A 26,697-nucleotide genomic window follows, 5' to 3' on the forward strand; every position below is an offset into this window, starting at 1 on the left:
GTGGAAATAGCAATGAACCATAAGCTGACATTAAAAGAAAAAGTGGGTTATGGCATGGGAGACGCTGCGGCCAATTTAGTTTGGCGGGGCGCACTTGCATATTTGGCGGTATTTTATACCGATACTTTCGGTATTACAGCCGCTGCAGCTGCGATGCTATTTCTTGTCGTTCGTCTTTCTGACGGTGTGACCGATATTATCATGGGAATGATTGCTGACAGAACCCAGACTAAGATGGGAAAGTTTCGCCCTTGGGTATTAGGCTCCACTCCTTTTCTTGGCCTTTTCATGGTCCTTTGCTTTACCACACCTGATCTCTCGTATTCAGGCAAACTCATTTACGCTTACCTGACCTACATCGGACTAACCTTAGCGTATACGGTTAATAATGTACCGTACTCAGCGCTAATGGGCGTGATGACCAGTGATGATAGAGAGCGTACAAGTTTGTCTGGCTTTCGTTTTGCTGGGGCATTCTTTGGTGGACTGCTTGTTATGGGATGTTTGCCTATGCTGGTGGACTTGCTAGGCCAAGGGAACACTGCTGTAGGGTATCAATATACCATGTGGTTGTTTGCCACGTTGCTTGTCATATTAATGTGTGTAACAGTTTTTACGACGAAAGAGCGCGTTACGTTGCAGCAGGTTTCGAAGCCTCAAGACACTAAACTGGACGCTCCAAAAACAGAGACAGGTACCCAAGTAGCGCCCGCTCCTCGTTCACTAACATCTGAACTCATCGACTTGGGAAAGCAACTACCGTTAATTCTCGTTCCTCTTTCAGCAATAACCGCCTTCTTTTACTATCGAGACGCTTTAACTGGGGCAATCTTCATTACTGTTATAGCGCTTACTACTATTGCAATTAAACGGTTAACTCGCCGACCGGAAGCTGAGAACACCCGTTCTCAGCAGGATATTATCGACCTGCTTTCCAATAAACCCTGGCTAATTTTGTTAGGAATGGGTTTTCTAACCATGATGTTTAATGGCATCAAATATGGCGTTATTGCCTACTATTTCAAATATTACATGGGCAATGAGCTACTCACAGGCTACTTTTTCATTTCGCTGCTGGTGGTGTCGATTTTCGGCGCATTAGCAACGTCCAAATTAGCCGCTATGTTTGGTCGCAAGAAGCTCTTTATTATCGCGCTGTTAGCAAGTAGCGTATTGACCTCTGGCATTTATTTTGTTCCTCAGAAAAGCGTGAGCGCCATATTCATTCTAGGTTGCAGTGCAGAGTTTTTTGCCGCCATATTGCCTACCTTATTTTTCTCTATGCTAGGAGACTCGGCAGACTACAGCGAATATAAGACAGGTCGAAGAGCCACCGGACTCGTCTACTCTGCAGGCTCTTTTGTTCAAAAAACGGGGGGAGGTTTCGCAGGGGCGCTCGTCTTGTTGGTATTAGGAAGCTATGGCTATAACGGTCTTGATATCAATACAATTAATCAAACGCTTCCAGGTATGAAGTCTTTAATGAGCTGGATACCGGCGCTATTTGGCTTCGCTGGCGCGGCGTTAATCTGTCTGTACCCATTAAATGACGAAAAACAAAAAGAAGTTACACAAGCTTTACTCTCTCGACGTAGCGAACAACCGCCGATATCGGCATAATACAGTCAGTTAAAGTGATTGTTTTAGAGAACGAGGTCTTATCACGTGCCCACCATTTATCAAGTTGCCGAGCGTGCAGGTGTTTCTTTATCTACGGTATCCCGCGTATTAAATGGTAAGGCTTCGGTAAACAAAGTACTGAAAGAACGCGTAGAGAAAGCGGTTAAAGAGCTAAATTACCGTCCAAACTCTGTCGCTCGTTCATTGGCAAATAACCGCACTGACAGCGTCGGGGTACTTGTACCTGAACTCAACGCCCCGTTTTTTGGCGATCTGATGCAGGCAGTAGAGTCAACGCTGCGCGCTGCAGATAAACATGTCATTATTTCGGTAGGACAAAACTGTGTTGAAACCGAGAAAGATGCTGTTGAGTTCCTTATCAGCCGCAACTGCGATGCACTTATCATGCATGCCGAAGCGTTATCCGATGAATATCTATTGGAGTTAAATCAGTCGAAACTCCCTGTAGCTTTGGTTAACAGACAGGTGGAAGGGCTACCTGAGGCATGTACTAGCCTCGATAATGAAAAGGGTGGATATCTGGCTACCCGCCACTTACTCGAGCTAGGCCATAAAGACATTGCATATATTTCTGGACCGACTGACAAGTGTGACGCGAGCTTGCGCTTGGAAGGACATAAACGCGCCTTATCTGAAGCAGGGTTGCCCATAAACCCACAGTTGATATTTAACGGCGACTATTCTGAAGAAGACGGGAAAATTGGCTTGTTAGAGCTCATGGCACGCGATGTACCTTTCACGGCTTTAGTGTGCGCCAACGATTGGATGGCATCGGGTGCGATAAGCTGCGCGAGAGATTTAGGAATGAGCCTTCCCCACGACTTGTCTGTAGTCGGTTTCGATGACGTGGTATTTGCCCACCATGTTTTTCCTCGTCTTACCACGGTCAGTAACCCAATTGCGGAAATGGCTGAAATGTCAGCCAAGTACATACTTAATAAAGTATATGGTCAGGCTAATAACGTTCAGCTGTACTTCGAACCTTCCTTGGTTGTTCGGGAATCTACGGTAAAACATGAAGGATGAAGCCAAGCTGGTAAGTCGAAAACCGACCTTCATCTAAACTCTTAATTAAAACTTTCAATTAAGTGCCTTTCGCTCCAATAGCGCACTTTGCTATCCACCTTAATGATGATACGACCCACAATAGACGCGAAGGCCTGTCTTACAAGTATTTAAGCCAAGGGGCGTGGTGCTTTGATTTATAGGCGCTAAACCATTTAACAGGGAAATAAAGCACTAAACTAAGGCCAGCAGCTATTAACCATATTTGCCAAATATGGTCTACGCCCACGTATTTTCCTTTATTCGCCCCCCAAATAAAGAATGCAATACCGTACATCACCAGCAATACGTACAAATGCAGGATGTAGAAAAACATCGGGACCGAGCCAAAGGTGTCAAGAAACGCAAACTGCGTATCCTTAACGCGCTCGAAAGCAAACAACAATAGAAACATGCCGGCCAGTGTAAAGAGCAAAAATGCTAAAGACGGGGGGTACTTAGTCAAATTAAGTAATGACATCAACGTAGTGATGGCACTTTGTTGTAGCTCCCAAGGCAAGGTCTCACCATAAATATTTGAACCGCGAAGTAGGAAAAATAGGCTGAGCGACACTGCAAATAAACCAAGCAACCACCGACCGCGTCGCGCTTTATCAAGCTGTTGACTGTAAAGAGGCCCACATGCATAACCGAGCAGTATTACCCCTATCCAAGGAAGCACGGGATAACTCACTTTAATGTTTAGGGCGGCTGACTGAAGTATATATCCTCTATCGTGCAGCATTGTCCAAAGCGTATAGCCTGTTTCATGTGGAACATAGCTAATTGGCGTTAGTGCATTATGTCCAAAGACAATTAAGAGGCCTAAAATGAGCAACAGAGTTCTTGGAAGATAACTCAATACAGCCAGAGCAATCATACTGATACCTATGGCCCACATCACCTGAAGATAAAGCGTTTGGAAACTCGCTCCCCAGCTAAACGTAATAAATGTGACCTCTAAGAACAAAATAAACAATCCACGCTTAATTAAGAACTCTCTGACATTGCGTGTCGGCTTGGCCTTATTCGCTGAGTCCATTGGATTGGCATAGAGCCATGCAGACAGCCCCGTCAAAAACACGAATGTGGGTGCACAGTAATGGGCGGCTAACCGTGTGAAAAATAGAGAAGGTGACGTGGTATCGATATCCATAGGATCAGATACCTGCAAATGCAGAAAAAAGCGCTCTCGCACGTGATCGATAAGCATAATCAGCATGACCAAGCCACGCATCATATCGATGCTTCGAATACGGTTTCGTTGAATACTAGAGGACATTTTAGCCATTACATCAAGGAGGAAATATTTGCTATTAACACAACTTCGTTCAGAATTTAGCGGTAGTTTTAGCCACTTACAGCATCGATAGTTAAACGATTAACCCAATGCTATAACATTGCAGTAAACAGTGGCAATTATTTGCTTCGAATATATTAATGATGCGTTCAACAGCATAATAAGAAATACTAGAAGAAAAACGGAGTCACTATGAAATATCTATTGTTAGGTCTGGTCATGCTTGCTGTTGCGACGACGGCCGTTGCGAACAACGACCGCGACGCAGTGAATCAGACACTTAATGCTCTACATCACAATGCGTCTATTGCAGACTTTGAGCAGTATTTTGGTTTGTATCACGACAGCGCGATCTTTATTGGCACCGACGCATCTGAGGTATGGACCAAAGAAGCGTTTAAGGCGTATGCCAAACCTCACTTTGACAAGGGCAGAGGATGGACATACCACCCGCGAGACAGGCATATCTATTTTTCCCCTAATCACGATGTAGCCTGGTTCGATGAACTGCTCGATAATGAAAGCCTGGGAGAAACACGAGGCACGGGTGTCTTAATAAAAGAGGGAGCGAAGTGGAAAGTCACCCAATACCATTTAACGATCCCTATCCCCAACGCGCTTGCAGATAGCTTTGCTAATCAAATTAAAACCATGCAATAAAAAAAGCCCCGACGTAACGGGGCCTTTGTTTCTCTTTAAGTCTTAACTACCTTTAGGTATTAGACTGTGTGAGTGGTTGAATTTCCATCTCTACTCGACGGTTCATCGAGCGGTTTGCTGCACTATTGTTAGGTACTTTAGGTGCGTATTCGCCCATACCTACCGTCGTGATACGCGTCGGGTTAACGGAATAGTTAATAAGTAAATTCTTAACCGCTCCTGCACGACGCTCAGATAAAGACTGGTTGTACTGCTCAGAGCCAGTGTCATCCGTATGACCTTTGATCATAAGAACGGTTTTTTCGTAATTGTTTACGACTTTGGCAACGTCTTGAAGAACCGGATTGAAGTTAGGGCTGATGCTAGAACTGTCAGTAGCAAAGGTAATGTCGCCCGGCATGATCAATCGCAGATTATCGCCTTCTCGCACAACTTGAACGCCAGTATCAGAAAGCTCATTTCGAAGCTCTTCTTCCTGTTTGTCCATGTAGTTACCTATCGCACCACCTGCGATTGCACCTACCGCAGCGCCCCATGCATAACGACTTTTGTCGTTATCACCTGTCGCTTTACCCAGCAATGCGCCTACTACCGCACCAATAGCGGCACCTTTTTGCGTATTATTCGGATCGGTTGCGCAACCTGCTACCGTTAGTGACGCAGCAATCAAACTTACAGCAAGAGTCTTTTTCATAACTTCCTCTTATTTCAATTAAAAGCTTAATATTGATGAGTTGCATTTATCCATTGCCACTCTCAATAAGCTCAGTGTTAGTTTTGCATTAAACAACTACTGTGATAGCAATTAGCGTTCCACTGGCAAATATTCTGTATATAAGCAACAACGAGTATCTGAGCGCCACGAGTTCGCTTCCTGCTTAACTTTTCCTAAAGATCAGCACTCAAAGGCACTACAGCACTTCATGTTTAGAGGATTGTAGGACATCAAACCTGAACGTTAGCTAAATGAACGTTGGAATAAAGAAGAAAAAATGCGTTGGTACACAGTGTAAATACTACACTGTGTTGCTAAAAAGTAACGTTTTAGCCTATTGAAACTGAACGCTCAAAGAATGCGTTCACATCAATCTTATAGTCAGACGCTATGACGGCTTTGTTGATACTGATTGTTTTATCCGATGATAGGTCAACATCTTTCGGCGTTAGATAGTGGTTACTGCGAACCGAATAAAAAACCTTTACGAGTGGCGTAAGCGGGGAGTCTCTCTGTTCAAGCACCATCGCTAATTTATCATTTGACAATAGAACGAGGCTCCCTACGGGATAAACGCCCAGACACTTTATAAACTGTTGAACAAGCGACTGGTCAAGACGCGTTGGCGCATCACTCATCAAAATAGAGAATGCCTTTTGGCTAGACATACCGGCCTTATACACCCGGTCCGCGGTGAGTGCATCGTACATATCGGCAATGGCAAGCATTCGGCCTGCTTGACTAATATCCTCACCTTTGATCCCAGCAGGGTAGCCTAACCCGTCCAATCGCTCATGATGCTCACTAATCGCTTGAATCAGTGGCTGCGCAATTTCCGTACTTTTTAAATAGTCGACCCCGTGCTTTACATGACCTTTCATAATCTCCATTTCGCTGTCTGTGAGGCGGCCTGGCTTATGAAGAATTTCATCTGGAATTTTGATTTTGCCCAAGTCATGTAGAAAGCCAGCATAGGAAAGGTCTTGCACCTCTTCTTCAGACATCCCTAAATACTTGCCAAAATTGGCGAGTAAAATAGCGACGTTCAGAGAATGCTCTAGTAAATAGTCGTCTTTTTCTCGAATTTTAGTTAGACAAAGCAACGCATCGGGGTTTCTATCTACCGACTCGACTAACTTATTTGAAAATGCTTTGGGAATACTCGCATCAAAAGGCGTCTCTTTTTGTACATTGGCAAGTAACAACTTTTGAATTGCCTTTCCTTGCTCGTGAAGCTTTTCGGCTCTTACCAGCTCATTTTCTAGTGATACTTTTTTTGATTTTACCGGCTGATCAGAAGGCGAGTTTTGGTGCTTTTCCACAGTGGCCGATGAGCTAGGTTGCTCAACGTTAAACGCCTTATCTGTATCAATGGCGAGGGTTTTCACACCTCGCTTTCTAAGTGTTTTAACCACGTCATCAGACGTAACGCGGCCTTGGCTCGTAACCCTCAACGCACCTTTTTGCTCTAAAATTTGATGAACAAACATGCCTGGCACTAACTGATCAATAGTAATCTTTTTTATCATCTTATATGCACTGCACTATATTAATCGCCATATATTTGCTAACTGCTTTCATATAAAAAGTGAAAGCTCAGTACTCTAACTCTACTAGTATAGTGTGTAAATCTGGCTTCCAACCAAACTTCGTCATATTCACTCGGTAGTTTTTAACGACCACACCTTCCTCTGCTAATCGCTCTCGCTGCTCATCCGCTTTATCAGAGCCAGCAGGAAAAGCAATTTTACCGTCAGCACGTAGTACGCGATGCCAGTGGCAGTCAGCATTTATCTCTCTTAAACACTTTCCCATCATTCTAGCTCTGCCGGGTAATCCACACAGGTCAGCGAGCAAGGCGTAACTTATTACCTGTCCCTCTGGCACTAAAGAAAGCGTTTTCTCTACTCGAGATTGTACTGCTTCATTCGGCATGTTGTATATTATCCTATCTATTAAGTTACTTAGTTAATAAGTGCGATAAACGTTCAAAAGAGAATAAAGAAATTCAGTTATGCGCCTTTATTGTGAACACTGTGGATATCCTCAAAAAACCTGTATTTGCTCTCACATTAACACAGTAGATACATCGTTAGAGATTGTGATAATTCAACACGAAAAAGAAGCACTTCACGCCAAGAATACGGCGCGCTTAGTTTCATTGTGTATTCCTTCGACGCGAATCATACTTGCTAATGATGTCGTCGCTATGCAATCCCTATCCGAACACTGCTCACGTCGACATTCAGTGCTTGTTTACCCAAGTGAATGCAGTACACCGATAGAAAATGTCGATGCCGTTGCACGTTCTGAGATCACAACGCTAATTCTAATAGATGGAAGTTGGAAACAAGCATTTGGTCTAGTTAAACAGAACCCATGGTTAACAAAGTTACCAGCGTTTCACTTCATTTCTGCACCCACTTCTAACTATGCTATTCGTCATACGACATTAAGCAATGCCCTCTCTACGCTAGAAGCAACAGCTTATGCACTACAGTGCTTAGATCAAATCGACGTTTCTGGGCTTTACAGAGCGCAGACAGCCTTACAAGATAAGTGGCAAGGCCCTATGTCACATAGAAGGCATTTGTAGCGTAGAACTTCGTTTAGCGCACATTACGCGTTCATGGGAATGAAGCCCTTTTGATCTTTGACTAAACTTATCCAATTTCGAATGGCAGGATAGGCGGAAAGGTCAAACCCGCCCTCGTGGGCAACGTGGGTATACGCAAACAATGAAATATCCGCAAGAGTTAACGTGTCACCTAGCAAAAACGGGGTAGTTTTAAGTTGATGCTCCATGACAGCTAGTGCTCGATATCCACCCGCTTGTTTAGATTCGTACTCCGCTTTCCTGTCCTCGGGTAGCCCTAAATAAACATTGATGTAGCGAGCAACGGCGATATAAGGCTCGTGACTGTATTGTTCGAAAAACTGCCACTGTAAAAGTTGCGAAAAACTATAGGGAGAAGAGGGGATTAAAGGAGTGTTAGATGCCAGGTAGTGCATGATGGCATTGGATTCTGACAACACCCTGCCGTCGTCTAGTTCAAGCAACGGAATTTTCCCATTAGGGGTCTTTTCTAGGAAAGAAGGAGCGCGTGTTTCTCCTTTCATAATGTCCACATCAATCCATTCGCAGGTTTTACCTAACAAAGAAAGAAGCAGTTGGAGTTTGTAACAGTTTCCTGAACGCGTGTCGCCGTATATTCGCATAATGATATCTCTATGACCTAAGAAGATTTACCATACCAACGCAATGTGAATACGACAATTATTAATAGCTGTTAGGGTGCGAGAAGGGGTTAAGCGTGCCTTGTCTAAATACCACATAGACCGCTGCGAAAAGATAAGGCAAAGAACAACAGACCCGAATAGACTAATGATAGCGAGAGAGTTGAATTAACCATTCAACAATGAACAATAGAACCCAAGAAATCGGTATTAACGCAATACATGCAGCCACTCTAGCCTTATCTCTTGGGGCAAAAACCCGCGCCCCCATTTTTAAGACTCGTTCTTTTTCGCTTTCTAGTTGCTCAATTGACGCAGCTGTAGAGAATTCTTCGTGCTTTGCACATCGTTTAATACCGTCTTCTATGTTTTCCTCAAGGTGCAGAACAGCAGCTTTCTGCTCTTTCTCAAGCATACTTTTAAGCTTTATTACCGGCCAAAATAGATAAACGCTCACTATGCCCGTGAAGAACGTGACTACTAGTACATCAATGGAAGGAATGTCTTTTTTCAACCAAAAGATAGGAAAAATGGCCAGTGCCCCCATCGCAAATATGCTGTTGGTTGTTCCTAATTTTAAAATCGTCATGATGGACTTAAGTCGGTCAATATTCCCACCGGCTTGGGGCAAAACTTTAGAAGTTAGGTACTTAATGTTGGAGGAGATCTGAAACAAAAATAAAATGGCCAAGAACCAAAAGGGGACGGCTGTGGCCGTTAAGAATAAAACGTGTATTTCTTGTTTTACCGTGATCAATCCTTCGAATATGCAGTACACAATCGTGATCATAATAGAAATGATGATTGCATTAAAAATATGGTGTCTAAATTCAATGGCGAGTTCTCGCCTATGCGCCGAAAACTGACTAAGCTGATTGGTTTTTACAAGCAAAGAAATAAGGGTGCTAGCCACGTTTTGATGCATTAAACGAAGCGCAAACCAAAAGTATCCTGTAATAAGCGACATACCAATAGCAGAGTTGAAGTCGCGCTGTGCACGTACATTTCCCACTTCAGGCCAATCTAACGCACCCGTAAAATAATGCACTGAAAGTAAAATCAGTGTTGTTAGCAGAGGAAAAAATCCAATAGAGGCACCTTTGTGCATGTTGGAATACGGGTTAAGCTTCATTTCTATAATTCGTTACAGGCAAAGGTGGCACTAGAATTAGCGCCGATTACGTTTTAATTTAAATCGGTTAAAACGCTCTAACGATAAGCTTTGTGTAGTGCGATAGCAATAAAAATAAACGTAAGAGAATGTGAACGACCACTTTTCGTTCGGCAATAAAAAACCCGCCATTTGGCGGGTTTTTTCAAAGCTGTGCTTTTTATTTGCGTAACTTCTGAATAAGACGAAGTTGAGCAATAGCTTCTGCAAGCTCGTGAGCTGCTTCAGCGTAGTTAAAGTCAGCGCCTGGGTTGGCGATGTGCTCTTCTGCACGTCGTTTGGCTTCTTCTGCTGCCTGCTCGTCAAGATCTTCAGCTCGAACCGCGGTATCAGCCAGTACGGTAACATTGCCAGGTTGTACTTCTAGTACACCACCAGCAACATAGATTACTTCTTCTTCACCGTGCTGTTTAACCAAACGCACCATACCAGGTTTAATAGCAGAGATAAGTGGCGCGTGCCCTGGGTGAATACCCAGCTCACCTTCGCTACCTGTCACCTGAATCGCTTCAACGCGACCTGAGAAAATCGCTTTCTCCGCGCTTACTACGTCCAAATGTACTGTCATTGCCATGTGAACCTCCTGATTAGGTACGTTAGCATGATGCTAGGCTAGCAACTGCTAGCCCTGTCATTATGCTTTCTTGGCTTTCTCTAGCGCTTCTTCGATAGAACCAACCATGTAGAAGGCTTGCTCTGGAAGGTGATCGTACTCACCGTCTAGGATGCCTTTAAAGCCACTGATTGTGTCTTTTAGCGATACATATTTACCAGGTGCACCAGTAAATACTTCTGCTACGAAGAACGGCTGAGATAGGAAACGCTGAATCTTACGAGCACGTGATACCACTTGCTTGTCTTCTTCAGATAGTTCGTCCATACCTAGGATCGCGATGATGTCTTTCAGCTCTTTATAGCGCTGAAGAACAGTCTGTACGCCACGTGCTACGTCATAGTGCTCTTGACCAATTACTAGCGGGTCTAGCTGACGAGACGTTGAATCTAGTGGGTCTACCGCAGGGTAGATACCAAGAGACGCGATATCACGAGAAAGTACTACCGTTGCATCCAAGTGAGCAAAGGTTGTCGCTGGAGATGGGTCAGTCAAGTCATCCGCAGGTACGTATACCGCTTGAATTGAAGTGATTGAACCTGTCTTCGTTGACGTAATACGTTCCTGAAGTACACCCATCTCTTCTGCTAGAGTAGGCTGGTAACCTACCGCAGATGGCATACGACCTAGAAGTGCTGATACTTCAGTACCTGCTAGGGTATAACGATAGATGTTATCTACGAAGAATAGAACGTCACGGCCTTCGTCACGGAACTTCTCAGCCATTGTTAGACCGGTAAGTGCAACACGTAGACGGTTACCCGGTGGCTCGTTCATCTGACCGTATACAAGCGATACTTTATCAAGTACGTTTGATTCGTTCATTTCGTGATAGAAGTCGTTACCCTCACGCGTACGCTCACCAACACCAGCGAATACTGAGAAACCGCTGTGCTCGATTGCGATGTTACGGATAAGTTCCATCATGTTTACGGTTTTACCTACACCCGCACCACCGAATAGACCAACTTTACCACCCTTAGCGAATGGACAAACCAAGTCGATTACTTTGATACCAGTTTCTAGTAGTTCTACAGAGCTAGACTGATCTTCGTAGCTAGGCGCTTCACGGTGAATAGACATACGCTCTTCTTCACCAATTGGGCCTGCTTCGTCGATTGGGTTACCCAATACGTCCATGATACGACCAAGTGTCTTCGTACCAACTGGAACCATGATTGGGTTATCGGTATTTTCTACTGCAAGACCACGTTTTAGTCCGTCAGTAGTACCTAGTGCGATGCCGCGAACAACACCGCCACCTAATTGCTGTTGCACTTCCAGGGTTAGACCTGACAAGTCACCTTCGGTAACTTGTAGTGCGTCATAAACTCTTGGTACCGCATTTTGTGGAAATTCAATATCCACAACGGCGCCAATGATTTGGACGACCTTACCTTGACTCATAATTTGTCCTCGTTATCTCTTTTAAACCTTTGCCTACACCGCTGCGGCACCGCTCACAATCTCACTGATTTCTTGTGTGATTGCAGCCTGACGCGCTTTGTTATATACCAGTTGTAACTCATCAATGAGGTTACCGGCGTTGTCGGTTGCTGCCTTCATGGCAACCATTCGCGCAGCTTGTTCTGACGCCGCGTTTTCTACAACACCCTGATACACCTGAGACTCAATGTAACGAACCATTAGTGCTTCCAAAATTTCTTTTGGATCAGGCTCGTAGATGTAGTCCCAACGATGTTGATATTCTTCGTCTTCTGACTTTGGCAAAGGCAATAACTGATTGATCACAGGTTTCTGTGTCATGGTGTTAACGAAGTCATTGAATACCAAGAATACTCGGTCAATTTGTCCTTCGTCGTACGCTTTAAGCATAACGCGTACAACACCCACTACATCGCTCACAGACGGCTTGTCACCTAAACCAGATTCAGCAGCAAGCAACTTGCCACCAAAGCGGTTGAAGAAACTGCACGCTTTAGAACCTAATGCAGCGAAATCCACTTCTACACCCTGTTCACGCCATTTTTTGACGTCTTGAGTGACGAGCTTAAATTCATTGGTGTTCAAGCCACCACATAAGCCTCGGTCAGTGGAAATCACAATGTAACCGACGCGCTTGACTTCACGCTCTTCCAAATAAGGATGGCGATATTCAAGGTTACCGTTTGCAATGTGACCAATCACTTTAAGCATATTTTGTGCATATGGACGGCCAGAAGCCATGCGTTCCTGCGCCTTTTTCATTTTAGACGCAGCAACCATTTCCATCGCACTGGTAATCTTCTGAGTATTTTTGATACTCCCAATCTTACCTTTTATTTCTTTACCGCTGGCCATGACTATCTCTCCGATTACTCAACGAATTGCGCTGGTGGTTAAACACCAGCACCATTGATTACCAAGTTTGTGTCGCTTTAAAGTTTGTTAAAGCGTCGTTCAACTTAGAGGCAATCTCGTCGTTGTAGTTACCTGATTCGTTGATAGTCTTCATAAGGTCAGCGTGTTCGCTGTTCATGTAAGAGTGAAGAGCGGCTTCAAAATCTAGAATTTTGTTAAGCTCGATACCCTTAAGGAAACCTTTTTCTACCGCGAACAGAGATACACCCATATCAGCAATTGAAAGTGGTGCGTACTGCTTCTGCTTCATTAGCTCAGTTACGCGCTCACCGTGCTCAAGTTGCTCACGAGTTGCGTCATCAAGGTCAGAAGCAAACTGCGAGAATGCCGCAAGTTCACGATACTGAGCTAGGGCTAGACGAATACCGCCACCCAACTTCTTGATGATTTTAGTCTGTGCAGCACCACCAACACGAGATACCGAGATACCAGCGTTAACCGCTGGACGGATACCTGCGTTAAACAAGTCAGTTTCTAGGAAGATCTGACCGTCGGTAATTGAGATTACGTTAGTTGGTACGAATGCAGATACGTCACCAGCTTGCGTTTCGATAATTGGAAGCGCAGTCAATGAACCTGTCTTACCTTTCACTTCGCCGTTTGTGTAACGCTCAACGTATTGTTCGTTTACACGTGCAGCACGTTCTAGTAGACGTGAGTGAAGGTAGAATACGTCACCTGGGTAAGCTTCACGGCCTGGTGGACGCTTAAGTAGTAGTGAGATTTGACGGTAAGCAACAGCTTGCTTAGACAAATCATCATATACGATTAGCGCGTCTTCACCGCGGTCACGGAAGAATTCACCCATAGTACAACCAGAGTAAGGCGCTAGGTATTGAAGCGCAGCAGACTCAGATGCAGATGCTGCAACCACGATAGTGTGGTCAAGTGCACCGTGCTCTTCTAGTTTACGTACTACGTTAGCGATAGTAGATGCTTTCTGACCAACCGCAACGTACACACATTTAATGCCTGTACCTTTTTGGTTAATGATAGCGTCAACAGCCATTGCTGTTTTACCACACTGACGGTCACCGATGATAAGCTCACGCTGACCACGACCTACTGGGATCATGGCGTCAACTGACTTATAACCAGTTTGTACTGGCTGGTCTACCGATTGACGCTCGATTACGCCAGGTGCAATTTTTTCAACTGGCTCGAAACCAGCAGCGTCGATTGCGCCTTTACCATCGATAGGCTCACCTAGTGTGTTAACAACACGACCTAGTAGTGCGTTACCTACTGGTACTTCAAGAATACGACCAGTAGACTGTACTTTATCGCCTTCTTTAAGGTCCGCATAAGGACCCATAACAACTGCACCCACAGAGTCTCGCTCAAGGTTTAGTGCAATTGCGTAACGGCTTCCAGGAAGCTCGATCATTTCACCTTGCATTACATCTGCAAGGCCATGAATGCGGATAATACCGTCAGTTACTGCGACGATAGTACCTTCATTACGTGCTTCACTGCTTACATTGAACTGTTCAATTCTTTTCTTGATCAGTTCAGCAATTTCAGTGGAATTAAGTTGCATGCTCTTATCCCCGTTATGCTTGCAACGCGTCTGCTAGACGGTTCAATTTCGACTTTACGGAACCATCAATAACTGTATCGCCGGCATTAATTACCATTCCAGCGATCAGGGCAGGGTCCACGTTACAATTAAGCTTCACTTTACGTGCCAAACGTTTTTCCAAAGATGCAACCAACTCATTTTGTTGCGCATCAGTCAGCGTAGATGCTGAGGTTACGTCCACTTCTATTTCTTTGTCGTAATCTGCTTTAAATGCATCAAACAAAGTAGAAATTTCAGGCAACGCGGCTAAACGTTTATTCTCAGCCAAAACCTTAACCAGGTTTTGGCCGTGTTCGTCGAGTTGCTCACCACAAACATTGTTAAAAATGTCGGCAAGCGTGTCAGCGGCAACCGCACCAGACAAAAGCTGGTGCATGTCATTGTTCGCTGCTACAGCGCCTGCAAAGGCGAGCATTTCTTGCCATTTTGCAACGGCATCTTTCTCGACAGCAAAATCGAAAGCAGCTTTAGCATAAGGACGAGCAACGGTTGTCAATTCAGACATGGCTCATCTCCCTATTAAAGCTCAGCGACAAGTTTTTCAACAATGTCGTTTTGTGCGTTTGCATCGATTTCACGTTGTAAGATTTGCTGTGCGCCAGCTACTGCAAGTGCAGAAACCTGCTTGCGCAAATCTTCTTTGGCACGATTGCGTTCAGCTTCAATCTCGGCATAACCAGAAGCGATAATCTTTTCGCGTTCCGCATGGCCTTTTTGCGTTTCTTCGTCAACCAATTGGTTGGCACGCTTTTTAGCCTGCTCGATAATTTCAGCTGCTTGCGCTTTCGCATCTTTCAATTGCTCAGTAGCTTTCGCTTGAGCAAGCTCTAGGTCTTTCTCTGCACGCTCAGAAGCTTCAAGCCCATCGGCAATTTTCTTCTGACGTTCTTCAATCGCTGCCATTAGTGGAGGCCATACATATTTCATGCAGAACACCACGAACACAGCGAAGGCGATTAATTGACCAATAAAAGTGGCGTTAAAATTCACAATCGCCCCTCCTCTTAAAGTTCGCTAAAAAAGTGTTTAGTAGAATTAGGCACCAACAGCGAACAATAGGTATAGAGCGATACCAACACCGATCATCGCGATGGCGTCGATAAGACCCGCTACGATGAACATCTTAACTTGTAGTTGAGGTGCTAGTTCAGGTTGACGAGCAGCAGATTCAAGGAATTTACCACCTAGTAGACCGAAACCAATAGCGGTACCTAGGGCACCAAGACCAATCAGTAGTGCAACAGCGATGTATAACATTTACGTCTCCGATTTAAGTTAAATTTAAAGTTAATGTTTAAAAGTCAAACTCTGTAAAAACGGTGTCGATTAAAAATCAAAACCGACACCCGTTAATGCTTAGTGGTCTTCACACGCCAGGCTTAAGTACACGATGGTAAGCATCATGAAAATAAACGCTTGAAGCGGAAGTACCAGAATATGGAACACAGCCCACATGAAGTGCAGTGGAAGCTGGAAATAACCAATTGTAGCAATCAAAATGAAGATTAGCTCACTGGCATACAAGTTACCGAACAAACGCAGTGCTAGTGAAAGCGGACGCGCAAGCAAAGTAACGGTTTCAAGAATAAAGTTCACCGGAATAAAGATAGGGTGACCGAAAGGCTGCATAGTCAGTTCTTTTGCAAAACCGCCAATGCCTTTCATCTTGATTGAATAGAAAAGAATAAGAATAAACACGCCTGAAGCCAGTGCGAACGTTAAGTTAAGGTCAGTGGTTGGAACTGCCTTGTTGTAAACGTCGTGTGGATCCATGCCAAAAGCCGCTTGGCCGATAAGACCAGATACCCATGGAATAAGATCAACTGGCACCAAGTCCATAAGGTTCATTAGCAATACCCATACAAAGATAGTCAGTGCTAATGGCGCAATAAGTGCGCTCTTACCATGGAAAGTGCTTTTAACGTTGTCGTCAACAAACTCAACAACAAGCTCAACAAACGCCTGCATTTTGCCAGGTACGCCGGTTGTCGCTTTTGAAGCAACGCTTCTAAAGATAATTAGGAAAAGAAGACCAAGACCGATAGACCATGCCAGTGTATCAACATGCCATGCCCAAAAACCGGCGTCAGAACACGCTTTGTTAAAAGCAATTCCGTTGTCAGTAGAGCACATGGTGGCATTGGTCAAGTGGTGCTTGATGTATTCTGAGGTAGTGTATTCAGATGCCATTGTTTAACCCAAGTTGTAAAGTGTAAAAATTTGGTGACTGGTTCTTTTGTCTCAATCGGTCGAATACGTTGTTTTCGTTATCGCAACGCCTCGCGCTGTCTTTATTCTTTCGTACCGTAATGAAACATGGCTAGCCCGTGGCTAGCGGTTGTAATCACAAATGCCATGAAAATCTCTAATGGCGCGGCGTTTAAGCCTTTAAAAGCAATTACAAATAAAATGATTGTCAGTGCCAGCTTCAATTTTGAGCCTTGGCTAAAACTCCGTGCAACAAGGTCGTTTTTACTGGCACCTGCGTAACGAAACGCGAAAGCCATAAAAACACTGTTCGGCAGAATGCTGATTAAAGCGCCTGCCGCTGCCGACATGGCGGAATGACTTCCTCCTGCGGCGCCTGCGAAAGCGGTAACGACTAGGGCCGTGACAGCCTGAAAAAGTAGCCCTTTCTTGGCGAGGTCTAACCCGCGTTTTGCTAACTTGTTCGTCACTTTTACTCGCAGCTTGTTCACGTCTTACAAAAAGCGTCAGAAGTATACTGTTTTACCGACAATTTTCAACAGTACAACGCTTTTTGAAAGTTATTCTGAAAATTTTCTATTGCTATAACCGGAAAGGAGAGTGTCCGGCGTTTGCACCGAACAGCGTATCAATTGCGGGTAGGCAAAGGGAGCTTCTCTAGTAATTTTACTTTAAGCTATTGAATTTTAGAGATAATTCCATCTAATTGTTCAAGGTCGCTAAAGCTAATTGTCAGCTTGCCTTTGCCTTTCGCATTGTGGTCAATACTCACAGGAGTGCCTAAATTTTCTGAAAGTCGTGTCATAAGGTTTTGCACATCGGGATCAACTTTCTTCTCAGGCTTAGGTTTAGCTGGCTCCAAAAGCTTTTTAACAAGCTTTTCTGTATCGCGCACGGTAAGACCTTTGCCCGATACTACTTGCGCAGTTTCCGACTGGGTATCACCTTCTAGCGCTAACAGCGCTCTAGCATGACCCATTTCAATATCGCCATGCTCGACTAACAGTTTCACGTCGTCGTTCAAATTATTCAGACGAAGTAAATTTGTCACTGTGGTGCGTGATTTGCCCACCGCTTCAGCAACTTCTTGATGGGTAAGCGCGAACTCATTCATTAAACGGTCGAGGGCTTGCGCCTCTTCCATGGCATTTAAATCTTCACGCTGAATATTTTCGATAAGCGCAATGGCCACTGCCGCTTCATCAGGCACGTTCTTAACCAAACAAGGTACTTCGTCTAGCTGTGCCAGTTGTGAAGCTCGCCAGCGACGTTCACCGGCAATGATTTCATAGCGGTGCTCGTCGACTTTTCTCACTACGATAGGCTGAATAATACCTTGCGCACGAATGGACGATGCCAATTCTTCTAATGCCTCAGGTGACATGTCTTTACGAGGCTGATACTTGCCCGGCACTAAGTATTCAATAGGGAGTTTACTCAACTCACCGTTGGTTGAATTTACCTCGGCGGCATCTTGTTCTTTTTGAGCAGATGATTGGCTGGTTGCGAGTAGCGCATCTAAACCGCGGCCAAGGCCTCTTTTACGTGCTGACATAGTGTCCTCTATGGCATGTGCTGATAGTGTTCAGCTTATTGTCGTTTAACTTGCTTTTGCCTGTGCAGGCGTTGTTTTGTCCCTACGACGCAGTATTTCACCCGCCAGTGCCAAGTAGGCTTTAGCGCCTGTCGATGACTTATCATAGTACATCGCTGGCGTACCGAAGCTTGGTGCTTCAGCTAGACGAACATTGCGCGGAATAACCGTACGATAAACCTGTTCACCAAAATGGCGCTTCAACTGTTCTGAAACGTCGTTAGCAAGGCGATTGCGCGGGTCGTACATAGTACGCAATACGCCTTCAATCTTCAATTCTGGATTCACTACGGATGCCAATTTTTGAATGGTATCCATAAGGGCAGTGAGGCCTTCTAGTGCGTAATATTCACACTGCATAGGCACCATTACCGAATCGGCAGCCGCCAGGGCGTTCACAGTTAACTGGTTTAGCGAAGGCGGGCAGTCGATAAAGACAAAATCGTAGTAATCCATAACGGGCTTCAGCGCGTTGCGAAGCCTTACTTCACGGGCAAACATTTCCATCAGCTTAATTTCTGCCGCGGTTACGTCACCGTTCGCCGCGATGAGGTCATACTTGCCGCTTGTCGCTTTAACGATAACATCGTTAATTGGCTTTTCTTCAATCAACAATTCAAATGCCGTAGATTCAACGTCGTATTTATCAACGCCGCTTCCCATGGTCGCATTACCTTGTGGATCGAGATCAATGAGCAACACCTTACGCTTGGTTGCTGCCATTGACGCTGCCACGTTAACTGCGGTGGTTGTCTTTCCAACACCACCTTTTTGATTCGCGATCGCGATTACCTTAGCCACGTTAGATCCTGTTCTCGTCTATTTCTATTTTTCGGCTATTTCTTTTTTAGCCAAACCAGATGTCGTTCGCCTACCAAATTTGGCACAGTGAGGTTTTCCGTTTTGCTCACATGGAAGTGATCACTCACTTCGTCTATCTCATCTTGTGGAAACTGACCTTTAAGCGCCAAAAATTGACCTTCTGAATCTACCAGATGCTGACACCAGTGCAACATATCTTTTAGCGAAGCGAAAGCTCGGCTTAGCACAATATCGTAAGGCGTATCGCCATTGTGCTCTTCAACGCGGCTTTGCACAGGAGTTACGTTAGTTAATCCAAGCGTGTGCACACATTGGGTCATAAACCGTACACGCTTGCCCAATGAGTCAAGCAATGTGAATGATTTATCTGGAAACGCGATTGCCAACGGCATACCTGGAAGGCCAGGGCCCGTTCCAACATCAATGATATTGTTACCATCAAGAAAGGGCACAATCGCCAGCGAATCTAGAATGTGTTTCACCATCATTTGCTTAGGATCGCGCACAGAAGTCAGGTTGTACGCCTTATTCCATTTGTCCATAAGCAGCACATAGTCAACTAACTGCTGCTGTTGCTTATCACTTAAATCTAGTGAAAGGGCATCGAGTCCAGACACCAAAATGGTGTGCAATTCTTGCTGTATCGTCATCGAAAAATCTGTCTGTTCGCGTTAATGTTTTTTGCTCTACACAGTCCATACCATAAACACGCGTGGCGAATCGTTATTTGCCGCTCATTTACAGCCGTTTGTTACTGCAGCTCTTCATGCTCGATACAAGTGCGCTTGAAGAAGGCACATAAATTAATCAAAGCCGCACAACGAATGTAAATTGGTGCAATGGGACAGTGTGAAAAGCGCCGAGTTTTTCTAGTTTTCGCATAGTTTAGGCAATTATGATTATCATAATACGCGAATAAATTGGAAAAACTAAGCGCTGCGAGTAATGTGTTGAGTTAAGCGCGTGTTTTACGCACTGATTTTCTCTTGCTTGCGCAACATGCCGTGTTTTTTAAGGTAAACCAGCAGTAAAGAGATGGCCGCCGGGGTAATGCCCGAAATACGCGATGCTTTACCGATTGTTTCCGGTCTGGCTTCGGTTAACTTGGCTACAACCTCGTTCGACAAGCCGGAAATCTTGCTGAAGTCCATATCAACCGGCAACAGGGTGTTTTCGTGTCGCTGCGTTTTCGCGATTTCATCCATTTGACGGGCAATGTAGCCAGCGTACTTAATTTGAATTTCCACTTGCTCTGCAGCAACCGGATCTTCAAGACCTGGGCCAACACTTTCAATTTCCATTAACTGACCGTAAGTCATTTCAGGTCGACGGATCAGTTCTTCAAGAGAATGTTCACGACTCACAGGATTTTTCAGCATGGTATTAAGTTCCGGCGTTGCCGCGTGATCAGGGTGGATCCACTGACCGCGTAGACGCTGCAGCTCACTTTCTACCGCTTCCATCTTGTCGTTAAATTTCGCCCAGCGCGCATCATCAACAAGACCAATCTCTCGGCCCATCGCGGTTAAACGGCTATCGGCATTGTCTTCACGAAGCAGTAGTCTGTATTCTGCACGGCTAGTGAACATGCGGTACGGCTCTTTCGTACCCATGGTGGCTAAGTCGTCGATAAGTACGCCCATGTATGCTTGGTCGCGGCGTAAAATCATCGGGTCTTTTTCTTGAACTTGTAGCGCTGCGTTTGCGCCTGCTACTAACCCTTGCGCACCCGCTTCTTCATAGCCAGTGGTACCGTTAATTTGGCCAGCAAAGAACAAACCTCGAATAAACTTCGTTTCCAGTGTTTGTTTCAGATCGCGTGGATCAAAGAAATCATATTCAATCGCATAGCCCGGGCGAACAATGTGCGCATTTTCGAAACCTTTGATCGAGCGGACAAGGTTCATCTGTACGTCAAATGGCAAACTGGTTGAAATACCATTTGGATAAACTTCAATGCTGTTTAAACCTTCTGGCTCAACAAAAATTTGATGCGATGTCTTGTCTGCAAAACGGGTGATCTTATCTTCAATACTTGGGCAATAGCGCGGTCCGATACCTTCGATAACCCCAGTAAACATGGGTGAGCGATCTAATCCCCCGCGAATGATATCGTGGGTTTTTTCGTTAGTGTGGGTGATATAGCACGGGATCTGTGTAGGGTGCATGGTTCTATCACCCATGAACGAAAATACCGGCGTAGGATTGTCACCAGGTTGAGGCTGCATTACAGAAAAATCTAACGAGCGAGCATCAAGTCTTGCTGGTGTCCCAGTTTTTAAACGGTCAACACGAAACGGAAGCGCACGTAGTCTATCTGCAAGTGCGATAGACGGTGGATCGCCGGCACGACCGCCGCGATAGTTTTCAAGGCCAATGTGAATGGTTCCGCCAAGGAAAGTACCCACTGTCAGTACCACTGATTTGGCTTTAAACTTCAAGCCCATTTGCGTAACAACACCGCATACCTGATCGTTTTCAACAATCAGATCGTCAACGCTCTGTTGGAACAAGGTTAGGTTTTCTTGATTTTCAACAATGTCGCGAATAGCGTTTTTGTAAAGCGTACGGTCCGCTTGCGCACGCGTTGCACGAACAGCTGGGCCTTTAGAAGAATTCAATGTTCTAAACTGAATACCACCTTTGTCGATAGCCAGTGCCATTGCACCACCTAACGCATCGATCTCTTTTACAAGATGGCCTTTACCGATCCCACCAATTGCAGGGTTACACGACATCTGGCCTATCGTCTCAATATTGTGAGTGAGCAACAGCGTATTTGCACCCATGCGAGCAGCTGCAAGTGCCGCTTCTGTACCTGCATGTCCACCACCTACAACGATGACATCAAATGCTTCAGCATAAAACATGGTTAAACCTCACTATTAACTTACGATAAGCCGATTAAAAACTAATTTTTCTCACGCAGAGACTGCTGAAAAAAGGGCGCGTATTTTATCTGACTTATTGGATAAAGAAAATGATTAAATTTTCCTCAAAACCTGTTTTTGAAAAGGTGTGATCGAATTATAAGATCTTAAGATCTCTTTTAGATCTGTTTATTTTTACTTTTATTAGGATCATCAAGATCTGTGGGTAACCGATCAAAGCACATAAAGATCATCAAGTTACGCGATCAATAACATTGGGAAACCCCGATCCATAACCCTACCTCAAACTTGTGTATAAATGGCCTTTTTATCCACACCCCGAATCGTTTGAAAAGTTATTCTTTTTTCGATCAAAGCTTATACACAGTGGTTTGTAGGATCCTATCCACAGGGGTGATCAAGATGTGATCCAGCTGGGGATAAAATGTTTGCTATTTATGTATCGCGATCAAAAGATCGTGTAGTTACGTGCGTTATAGCGTGATCTCATTGTGGAGGAGATCTTTTCCAAAAGCTGTGATTAGATCGCCCGATCGCATTTATCAACATTTTCAAAAAATGTGCAGGCTTTTATGAACGACAAGATTATTTTTTCAAAACAGCCCATTTTTCAGGAGAAAAACATAGGAGCTGACCAAAATACAGTCACTTTTATAAGGTAGAAGTGGGTCTGAAAGAATGGTTATTTGTTTAACTGAAGGAGATCGTTGAGTGTATCTATGAATTGAAACCGTATCGTTTTGGTAAAAAGCGGGATCAACAGACTAAGTGATTCGCTATTACTTAGCACAACAGGAACATGCAATAAGGTTTAATGAAGGAAAAGACCAAGCAGAGTAAGGGCAAGGTTTTGAGAGAGATAGGAAACCAGGTGCTATTAGCGCACCTGGTTGGGTTGATAGCGTGGCTGTGAAACAGAGCCTTGCATGTCTTCTTGTTCAATGGTTAAGCCTTCACGGCGGCTTGGGCCTTGGAACCTAACCTTGTAAGTATCGTACTCTTTAATCGACTCAAAACAGTAAGGACCAAGGGCATTTTGAAGTTCGGCTAAATTGTGATTGGTGATCAAAATACAGTTTTTCTTGTTTACCAAGCGTTGTCTTAGCAGGTTACCAAACCAACTCTGCGCATTTTTCTTTAACACGCTTTCGTTTACACACACCTCATCAAGAATAAGCAGATCAACGTCTAGCAGTTCCTGATTGATCTCCCTGAAGCGCTGCCCCGCGTTGTCCGAAGCCCCAAAATCAAACGAGAAATTGCGCATTTCAAGCAGTGTAGACAGTTGACGATAAAGCACTGAAATTTCGTACTGCTCTATAAGTTGATGGGCTATGGCGCCGGCGATATGTGATTTACCACGACCGTAATCGCCGTAAAACAGCATCATATGCGAGCCGCTTTGACGCCATGCAGGGTCGTCATGAGCAGCAATAAAAGACTGAGCTATAGATACGGCTTCAATCACATCGTCACTGTCTTCAACTAAGTTGGCGAAGGTCCATTTAGGATTCAGATCAGAACGGCCATGAATAGCCTCTACACGCGCTTTTTTACTACGCTGCTGTAGTTGTGATACTTCTTCGTTCGCTTTCGCCTCGTACTGCTTACGCAGCGTTTTATAGTCGATGTATTCACGATTGGGATCGACGTCTTTGTTGAGCGCTCTCGCTAAATTAGCAATTTTGTCGGTTATACGATCCATAACGAATTAACTCTTCTTAGTTGCGGCATACTTTTCCACCAGCTTTCTAGCATTATCATCTGCTTCTATGCCGGCTGCAACTTTCACTTGTTGCGTTCCCACCACCTTTGTTGGGGCGTAGCCTGAAGCGAGACGCTTGCGCTTGATATTGTTGGCAAACTTTTGTGTCCATTGGAATTCGCTAAACACTGAACTTGGTCTTCCTAACCAATAGGCAATGAATTCACCCACCTCGTTGTCATCAAATGTTTTATCGATAATACCAAGTAGCGAGGCCATTTCTTCAAACAACGCCTTGTTGGGTGCCCAATTAGGGGTCATGGCGCTATGACGGACATGTAGTTGGTCGAAGTCTGACTGCGGCTCGCTTAGAAGCGGAAGAAGTAGGGTTTTCCCGTTGATTGTATGCTCAAGATCAAGTTCAAGGGGCAGGGCAACCAAACCCACTTGTTCAAGCTGCTTCACCAAGCTATTGATTTGACGACCGCGTTGGTAAGGCTCGTCTTTGCTGTCGCCGTTTAGCAAATTCAATAATTGCTTATAATCAATAGGTGCCGACGATGTCGTTGCCGAATTTGCACCTGTTCGAAGCCCAAGTAAATACAGTACCCGGCAATCGTTAGAAAGGGGAGATTGCAACGCCGCTAGTTCAGCTTGGGTAAGGTTGCTGTTCATCGCATTGGTTCCACGTAAAAACGCTTGTTAAGCATTGGCCAGCTTTTCGTCAAACCATTCTACGGCGGCATCTTCAGGGATAGGGTGTTCTAGCACATCGATGTATAGCGCGTCGGTAATTAACGTGCCACCTGCGTTTTTAATATGCTTTTCCATTTCTTTTGCGCCGAAACAAAAGGTGTCGTAACTGGTGTCACCTAGCCCAATAACATAGGCATTTACTGCGCTTAAATCCGCGTCCTCTAGCTGTTTTGCGAACGGCTGGATGTTGTCAGGTAATTCGCCAGCACCGTGGGTTGATGTACACACGATCCACGTTGATTCCGTTTTAATCTCATCTAAATTTGGTTCAGCGTGAATAGTGTGGGTGTGCCCGCTCGCATCAAGTTTTTCCGCAATGGCATCTGCCACGTATTCTGCGGCACCTAACATGGTGCCAACGATGATTTCAAAATGCTTGCTCATTACTGGGTCGCTTCTCTATTTACAATTGTCGTCTTAACGTAAGTACGGCTTATCCGTTACGTTATTCACCATCTTACTTATAACTTTATTGGTTGCGCTACTTACCAATACAGAACGATGAAAAAATCTTACCAAGTAGGTCGTCTGACGTGAATTCACCGGTTATCTCACATAGTGCCTGGTGAGCCAAGCGCAATTCTTCAGCAAGCAACTCACCCGCCATAGCGTCATGCAGTTGTTGTTCGCCAGTGCTTACATAACTGTAGGCTTGGTCGAGTGCATCTATGTGTCGTCTGCGCGCAATAAATTGACCTTCAGTTGTAGTATCGAAGCCCATGGTTTTGGCCAGATGTGCTTTTAGCGTGTCGACGCCGCTACCTTCTTTGGCTGATAGATTGATAACTGAGATATCACCTTGCTCGGTGGCAACTGTACTTTGTCCAATATCTAAGGTACTAAGGTCGGCCTTGTTGCGAACTACGGTAACGGGGATGCCTTGTGGCAATCGGGCCATAAATTCTGGCCATATTTCATAAGGGTCGATAACAGCAGTTGCGGTAGAGTCTACAACGAATAATACGTGGTCAGCTTCATTGATAGCTTGCCACGCGCGCTCAATACCAATTTGTTCCACTTTATCTGGGCTTTCTCGAAGTCCTGCTGTGTCGATAATGTGAACAGGCATACCATCAATGTGAATATGCTCTTTAAGTACGTCTCGTGTGGTACCGGCTATATCGGTAACAATGGCGCTATCACGTCCTGCCAGGGCGTTTAATAAGCTCGATTTACCTGCGTTAGGGCGCCCCGCAATCACTACCTGCATACCTTCGCGTAACAAGGTGCCTTGCTTAGCCTGTTCGCGCACTTTGGTTAAGCTTTGCATAATTGCGCTTAAGTCACCTGATACTTTCCCGTCAGATAAGAAATCAATTTCTTCTTCAGGAAAATCGATGGCCGCCTCTACGTACATACGAAGATGCACGATTTGGTCAGATAGCGTTTGAATTTGTGTAGAAAACTCACCCTGTAGCGAGCGCAGCGCACTTTTTGCTGCCTGTTTAGAACTTGCATCAATCAAGTCGGCAATCGCCTCTGCTTGCGCAAGGTCTAATTTATCATTTAAAAAGGCTTGTTCACTGAATTCACCTGGATTGGCAAGCCGGGCATCGCCCGTTGCAAGCACGGCATCAATCAGCATGTCCATGACAACTTGACCGCCATGGCCCTGCAGTTCAAGTACATCTTCACCGGTAAATGAGTTAGGCCCTTTAAAAAACAGTGCTATGCCCTGGTCTATTACGCTGTTGTTAGCATCAACAAACGGCGTATAGGTCGCAAGACGTGGTGTTAGTGCGCTTGGTACTAACGCCTCTGCGATGGCTTTAGCCTTAGGACCTGAAACACGTACAATACCTACGCCGCCACGACCGGGCGCTGTCGCTTGTGCGGTAATAGTGTCGGTAGAAAGGGTGAGTGATTCCATAATTAGTCGCGGAAGTTTTTAAATTGGAAAGGTTGGCCTAAGTTCGACTCTTTAACCAGTGAAATCACTTGCTGCAAATCATCACGCTTTTTACCTGTTACGCGAAGTTCTTCGCCTTGAATAGCCGTTTGCACTTTGATTTTGGCGTCTTTCACCAGCTTCACAATCTTCTTCGCCATCGGCTGCTCAATACCTTCTTTAAAGGTAATGGTCTGACGGTAAGTTTTACCGTGGGCATCGTAGGGTTTAACATCCATAGATGAAGTGTCGACGTTACGTTTAGACATCGCCGTTCTAAACATGCTTTCCATTTGCTGAAGTTGGAATTCAGCTTCAGCTTTCATGACCACGGTTTTATCTTTGTACTCAAAGCTCGCGTCAATACCGCGAAAGTCGAAACGCGTTGATAGCTCACGGCTTGCGTTTTCAGTGGCGTTGCGTACTTCTTCCATGTTGATTTCAGAAACAATATCAAATGATGGCACAGGTTATTCCTCTTAAGACAAAACAGCCCGCATAGGCGGGCT

The 26,697-nt window shown here is 44.9% G+C and carries 28 protein-coding genes; 4 read left to right on the forward strand and 24 right to left on the reverse strand.

Annotated elements, in window-relative coordinates:
* Window positions 1-12: 12 nt before the first annotated feature.
* Window positions 13-1,620, forward strand: coding sequence for an MFS transporter (locus QME20_RS11410; protein ID WP_281715960.1), 1,608 nt, complete (start codon window positions 13-15; stop codon window positions 1,618-1,620).
* A 45-nt stretch (window positions 1,621-1,665) separates the two neighbouring features.
* Window positions 1,666-2,667 (forward strand): LacI family DNA-binding transcriptional regulator, encoded by a 1,002-nt coding sequence (locus tag QME20_RS11415; protein ID WP_281715961.1) that lies wholly within the window; start codon window positions 1,666-1,668, stop codon window positions 2,665-2,667.
* 139 nt (window positions 2,668-2,806) lie between these two features.
* On the opposite strand, the gene QME20_RS11420 is transcribed toward QME20_RS11415, so the two are convergent.
* Window positions 2,807-3,976 carry a heparan-alpha-glucosaminide N-acetyltransferase domain-containing protein gene (locus QME20_RS11420; RefSeq protein WP_049586385.1) on the reverse strand — a complete coding sequence of 390 codons (1,170 nt, stop codon included), beginning with the start codon at window positions 3,974-3,976 and terminating at the stop codon, window positions 2,807-2,809.
* A gap of 201 nt (window positions 3,977-4,177) precedes the next feature.
* Between QME20_RS11420 and QME20_RS11425 the strand changes: the two genes are divergently transcribed.
* Complete coding sequence (locus QME20_RS11425; RefSeq protein ID WP_281715962.1) at window positions 4,178-4,645, forward strand: nuclear transport factor 2 family protein; 468 nt, start codon at window positions 4,178-4,180, stop codon at window positions 4,643-4,645.
* A gap of 52 nt (window positions 4,646-4,697) precedes the next feature.
* Here the strand turns inward: QME20_RS11425 and QME20_RS11430 are convergent, their stop codons facing one another.
* The 3 genes from QME20_RS11430 to QME20_RS11440 all read right to left on the reverse strand — a co-directional run bounded on the left by QME20_RS11430 (window position 4,698) and on the right by QME20_RS11440 (window position 7,295).
* Window positions 4,698-5,339 carry an OmpA family protein gene (locus QME20_RS11430; protein WP_014951442.1) on the reverse strand — a complete coding sequence of 214 codons (642 nt, stop codon included), beginning with the start codon at window positions 5,337-5,339 and terminating at the stop codon, window positions 4,698-4,700.
* Window positions 5,340-5,689: 350 nt separating this feature from the next.
* Window positions 5,690-6,889: an HD-GYP domain-containing protein gene (locus QME20_RS11435; protein WP_049586384.1), complete on the reverse strand. Its 1,200-nt coding sequence runs from the start codon at window positions 6,887-6,889 to the stop codon at window positions 5,690-5,692.
* 67 nt (window positions 6,890-6,956) lie between these two features.
* Entirely contained in the window at window positions 6,957-7,295 is a 339-nt protein-coding gene (locus QME20_RS11440; RefSeq protein ID WP_014951444.1) for an MGMT family protein, read from the reverse strand.
* 79 nt (window positions 7,296-7,374) lie between these two features.
* Between QME20_RS11440 and QME20_RS11445 the strand changes: the two genes are divergently transcribed.
* Entirely contained in the window at window positions 7,375-7,956 is a 582-nt protein-coding gene (locus QME20_RS11445; RefSeq protein ID WP_049586383.1) for a tRNA-uridine aminocarboxypropyltransferase, read from the forward strand.
* A 23-nt stretch (window positions 7,957-7,979) separates the two neighbouring features.
* Here the strand turns inward: QME20_RS11445 and QME20_RS11450 are convergent, their stop codons facing one another.
* The 20 genes from QME20_RS11450 to QME20_RS11545 all read right to left on the reverse strand — a co-directional run bounded on the left by QME20_RS11450 (window position 7,980) and on the right by QME20_RS11545 (window position 26,655).
* Window positions 7,980-8,579, reverse strand: coding sequence for a glutathione S-transferase family protein (locus QME20_RS11450; RefSeq protein WP_039228873.1), 600 nt, complete (start codon window positions 8,577-8,579; stop codon window positions 7,980-7,982).
* A 163-nt stretch (window positions 8,580-8,742) separates the two neighbouring features.
* Window positions 8,743-9,729, reverse strand: a complete 987-nt coding sequence (locus QME20_RS11455; RefSeq protein WP_239217919.1) for a hypothetical protein — start codon at window positions 9,727-9,729, stop codon at window positions 8,743-8,745.
* 199 nt (window positions 9,730-9,928) lie between these two features.
* On the reverse strand, window positions 9,929-10,342 hold the full coding sequence (locus tag QME20_RS11460) for a F0F1 ATP synthase subunit epsilon (RefSeq protein ID WP_014951448.1): 414 nt from the start codon (window positions 10,340-10,342) through the stop codon (window positions 9,929-9,931).
* Window positions 10,343-10,402: 60 nt separating this feature from the next.
* Window positions 10,403-11,788 (reverse strand): F0F1 ATP synthase subunit beta, encoded by a 1,386-nt coding sequence (gene atpD / locus QME20_RS11465; protein WP_281715963.1) that lies wholly within the window; start codon window positions 11,786-11,788, stop codon window positions 10,403-10,405.
* A gap of 33 nt (window positions 11,789-11,821) precedes the next feature.
* Entirely contained in the window at window positions 11,822-12,682 is an 861-nt protein-coding gene (atpG, locus tag QME20_RS11470; protein ID WP_012520217.1) for a F0F1 ATP synthase subunit gamma, read from the reverse strand.
* A gap of 58 nt (window positions 12,683-12,740) precedes the next feature.
* Window positions 12,741-14,282: a F0F1 ATP synthase subunit alpha gene (gene atpA / locus QME20_RS11475; protein WP_014951450.1), complete on the reverse strand. Its 1,542-nt coding sequence runs from the start codon at window positions 14,280-14,282 to the stop codon at window positions 12,741-12,743.
* A gap of 13 nt (window positions 14,283-14,295) precedes the next feature.
* Window positions 14,296-14,829 (reverse strand): F0F1 ATP synthase subunit delta, encoded by a 534-nt coding sequence (gene atpH / locus QME20_RS11480; protein WP_281715964.1) that lies wholly within the window; start codon window positions 14,827-14,829, stop codon window positions 14,296-14,298.
* A 14-nt stretch (window positions 14,830-14,843) separates the two neighbouring features.
* Entirely contained in the window at window positions 14,844-15,314 is a 471-nt protein-coding gene (gene atpF, locus QME20_RS11485; RefSeq protein WP_014951452.1) for a F0F1 ATP synthase subunit B, read from the reverse strand.
* A gap of 45 nt (window positions 15,315-15,359) precedes the next feature.
* Complete coding sequence (gene atpE, locus QME20_RS11490; protein ID WP_012520222.1) at window positions 15,360-15,581, reverse strand: F0F1 ATP synthase subunit C; 222 nt, start codon at window positions 15,579-15,581, stop codon at window positions 15,360-15,362.
* Window positions 15,582-15,680: 99 nt separating this feature from the next.
* Window positions 15,681-16,514: a F0F1 ATP synthase subunit A gene (gene atpB / locus QME20_RS11495; RefSeq protein ID WP_012520223.1), complete on the reverse strand. Its 834-nt coding sequence runs from the start codon at window positions 16,512-16,514 to the stop codon at window positions 15,681-15,683.
* A 101-nt stretch (window positions 16,515-16,615) separates the two neighbouring features.
* Window positions 16,616-17,002: an ATP synthase subunit I gene (locus tag QME20_RS11500; RefSeq protein ID WP_014977839.1), complete on the reverse strand. Its 387-nt coding sequence runs from the start codon at window positions 17,000-17,002 to the stop codon at window positions 16,616-16,618.
* A gap of 206 nt (window positions 17,003-17,208) precedes the next feature.
* Window positions 17,209-18,087, reverse strand: a complete 879-nt coding sequence (locus QME20_RS11505; RefSeq protein WP_014951454.1) for a ParB/RepB/Spo0J family partition protein — start codon at window positions 18,085-18,087, stop codon at window positions 17,209-17,211.
* A 45-nt stretch (window positions 18,088-18,132) separates the two neighbouring features.
* Window positions 18,133-18,927: a ParA family protein gene (locus QME20_RS11510; RefSeq protein ID WP_014951455.1), complete on the reverse strand. Its 795-nt coding sequence runs from the start codon at window positions 18,925-18,927 to the stop codon at window positions 18,133-18,135.
* 35 nt (window positions 18,928-18,962) lie between these two features.
* Entirely contained in the window at window positions 18,963-19,598 is a 636-nt protein-coding gene (rsmG, locus tag QME20_RS11515) for a 16S rRNA (guanine(527)-N(7))-methyltransferase RsmG (RefSeq protein ID WP_014951456.1), read from the reverse strand.
* A gap of 318 nt (window positions 19,599-19,916) precedes the next feature.
* Window positions 19,917-21,818, reverse strand: coding sequence for a tRNA uridine-5-carboxymethylaminomethyl(34) synthesis enzyme MnmG (mnmG, locus tag QME20_RS11520; protein WP_014951457.1), 1,902 nt, complete (start codon window positions 21,816-21,818; stop codon window positions 19,917-19,919).
* A gap of 898 nt (window positions 21,819-22,716) precedes the next feature.
* Window positions 22,717-23,544 (reverse strand): ATP-binding protein, encoded by an 828-nt coding sequence (locus tag QME20_RS11525; protein WP_281715965.1) that lies wholly within the window; start codon window positions 23,542-23,544, stop codon window positions 22,717-22,719.
* Window positions 23,545-23,550: 6 nt separating this feature from the next.
* Window positions 23,551-24,219, reverse strand: coding sequence for a DnaT-like ssDNA-binding domain-containing protein (locus tag QME20_RS11530; protein ID WP_187446846.1), 669 nt, complete (start codon window positions 24,217-24,219; stop codon window positions 23,551-23,553).
* A 27-nt stretch (window positions 24,220-24,246) separates the two neighbouring features.
* A complete protein-coding gene (gene mioC, locus QME20_RS11535; RefSeq protein ID WP_239217933.1) occupies window positions 24,247-24,684 on the reverse strand; it encodes an FMN-binding protein MioC in 438 nt (145 codons plus the stop codon).
* A 97-nt stretch (window positions 24,685-24,781) separates the two neighbouring features.
* Window positions 24,782-26,170 carry a tRNA uridine-5-carboxymethylaminomethyl(34) synthesis GTPase MnmE gene (gene mnmE / locus QME20_RS11540; RefSeq protein WP_014951461.1) on the reverse strand — a complete coding sequence of 463 codons (1,389 nt, stop codon included), beginning with the start codon at window positions 26,168-26,170 and terminating at the stop codon, window positions 24,782-24,784.
* Window positions 26,171-26,172: 2 nt separating this feature from the next.
* Window positions 26,173-26,655 carry a YajQ family cyclic di-GMP-binding protein gene (locus tag QME20_RS11545; RefSeq protein WP_039228889.1) on the reverse strand — a complete coding sequence of 161 codons (483 nt, stop codon included), beginning with the start codon at window positions 26,653-26,655 and terminating at the stop codon, window positions 26,173-26,175.
* Window positions 26,656-26,697: the final 42 nt, after the last annotated feature.

It is taken from the genome of Alteromonas sp. CyTr2, assembly GCF_947311905.1.
In the GTDB taxonomy this organism is placed as follows: Bacteria; Pseudomonadota; Gammaproteobacteria; order Enterobacterales; family Alteromonadaceae; genus Alteromonas; species Alteromonas macleodii.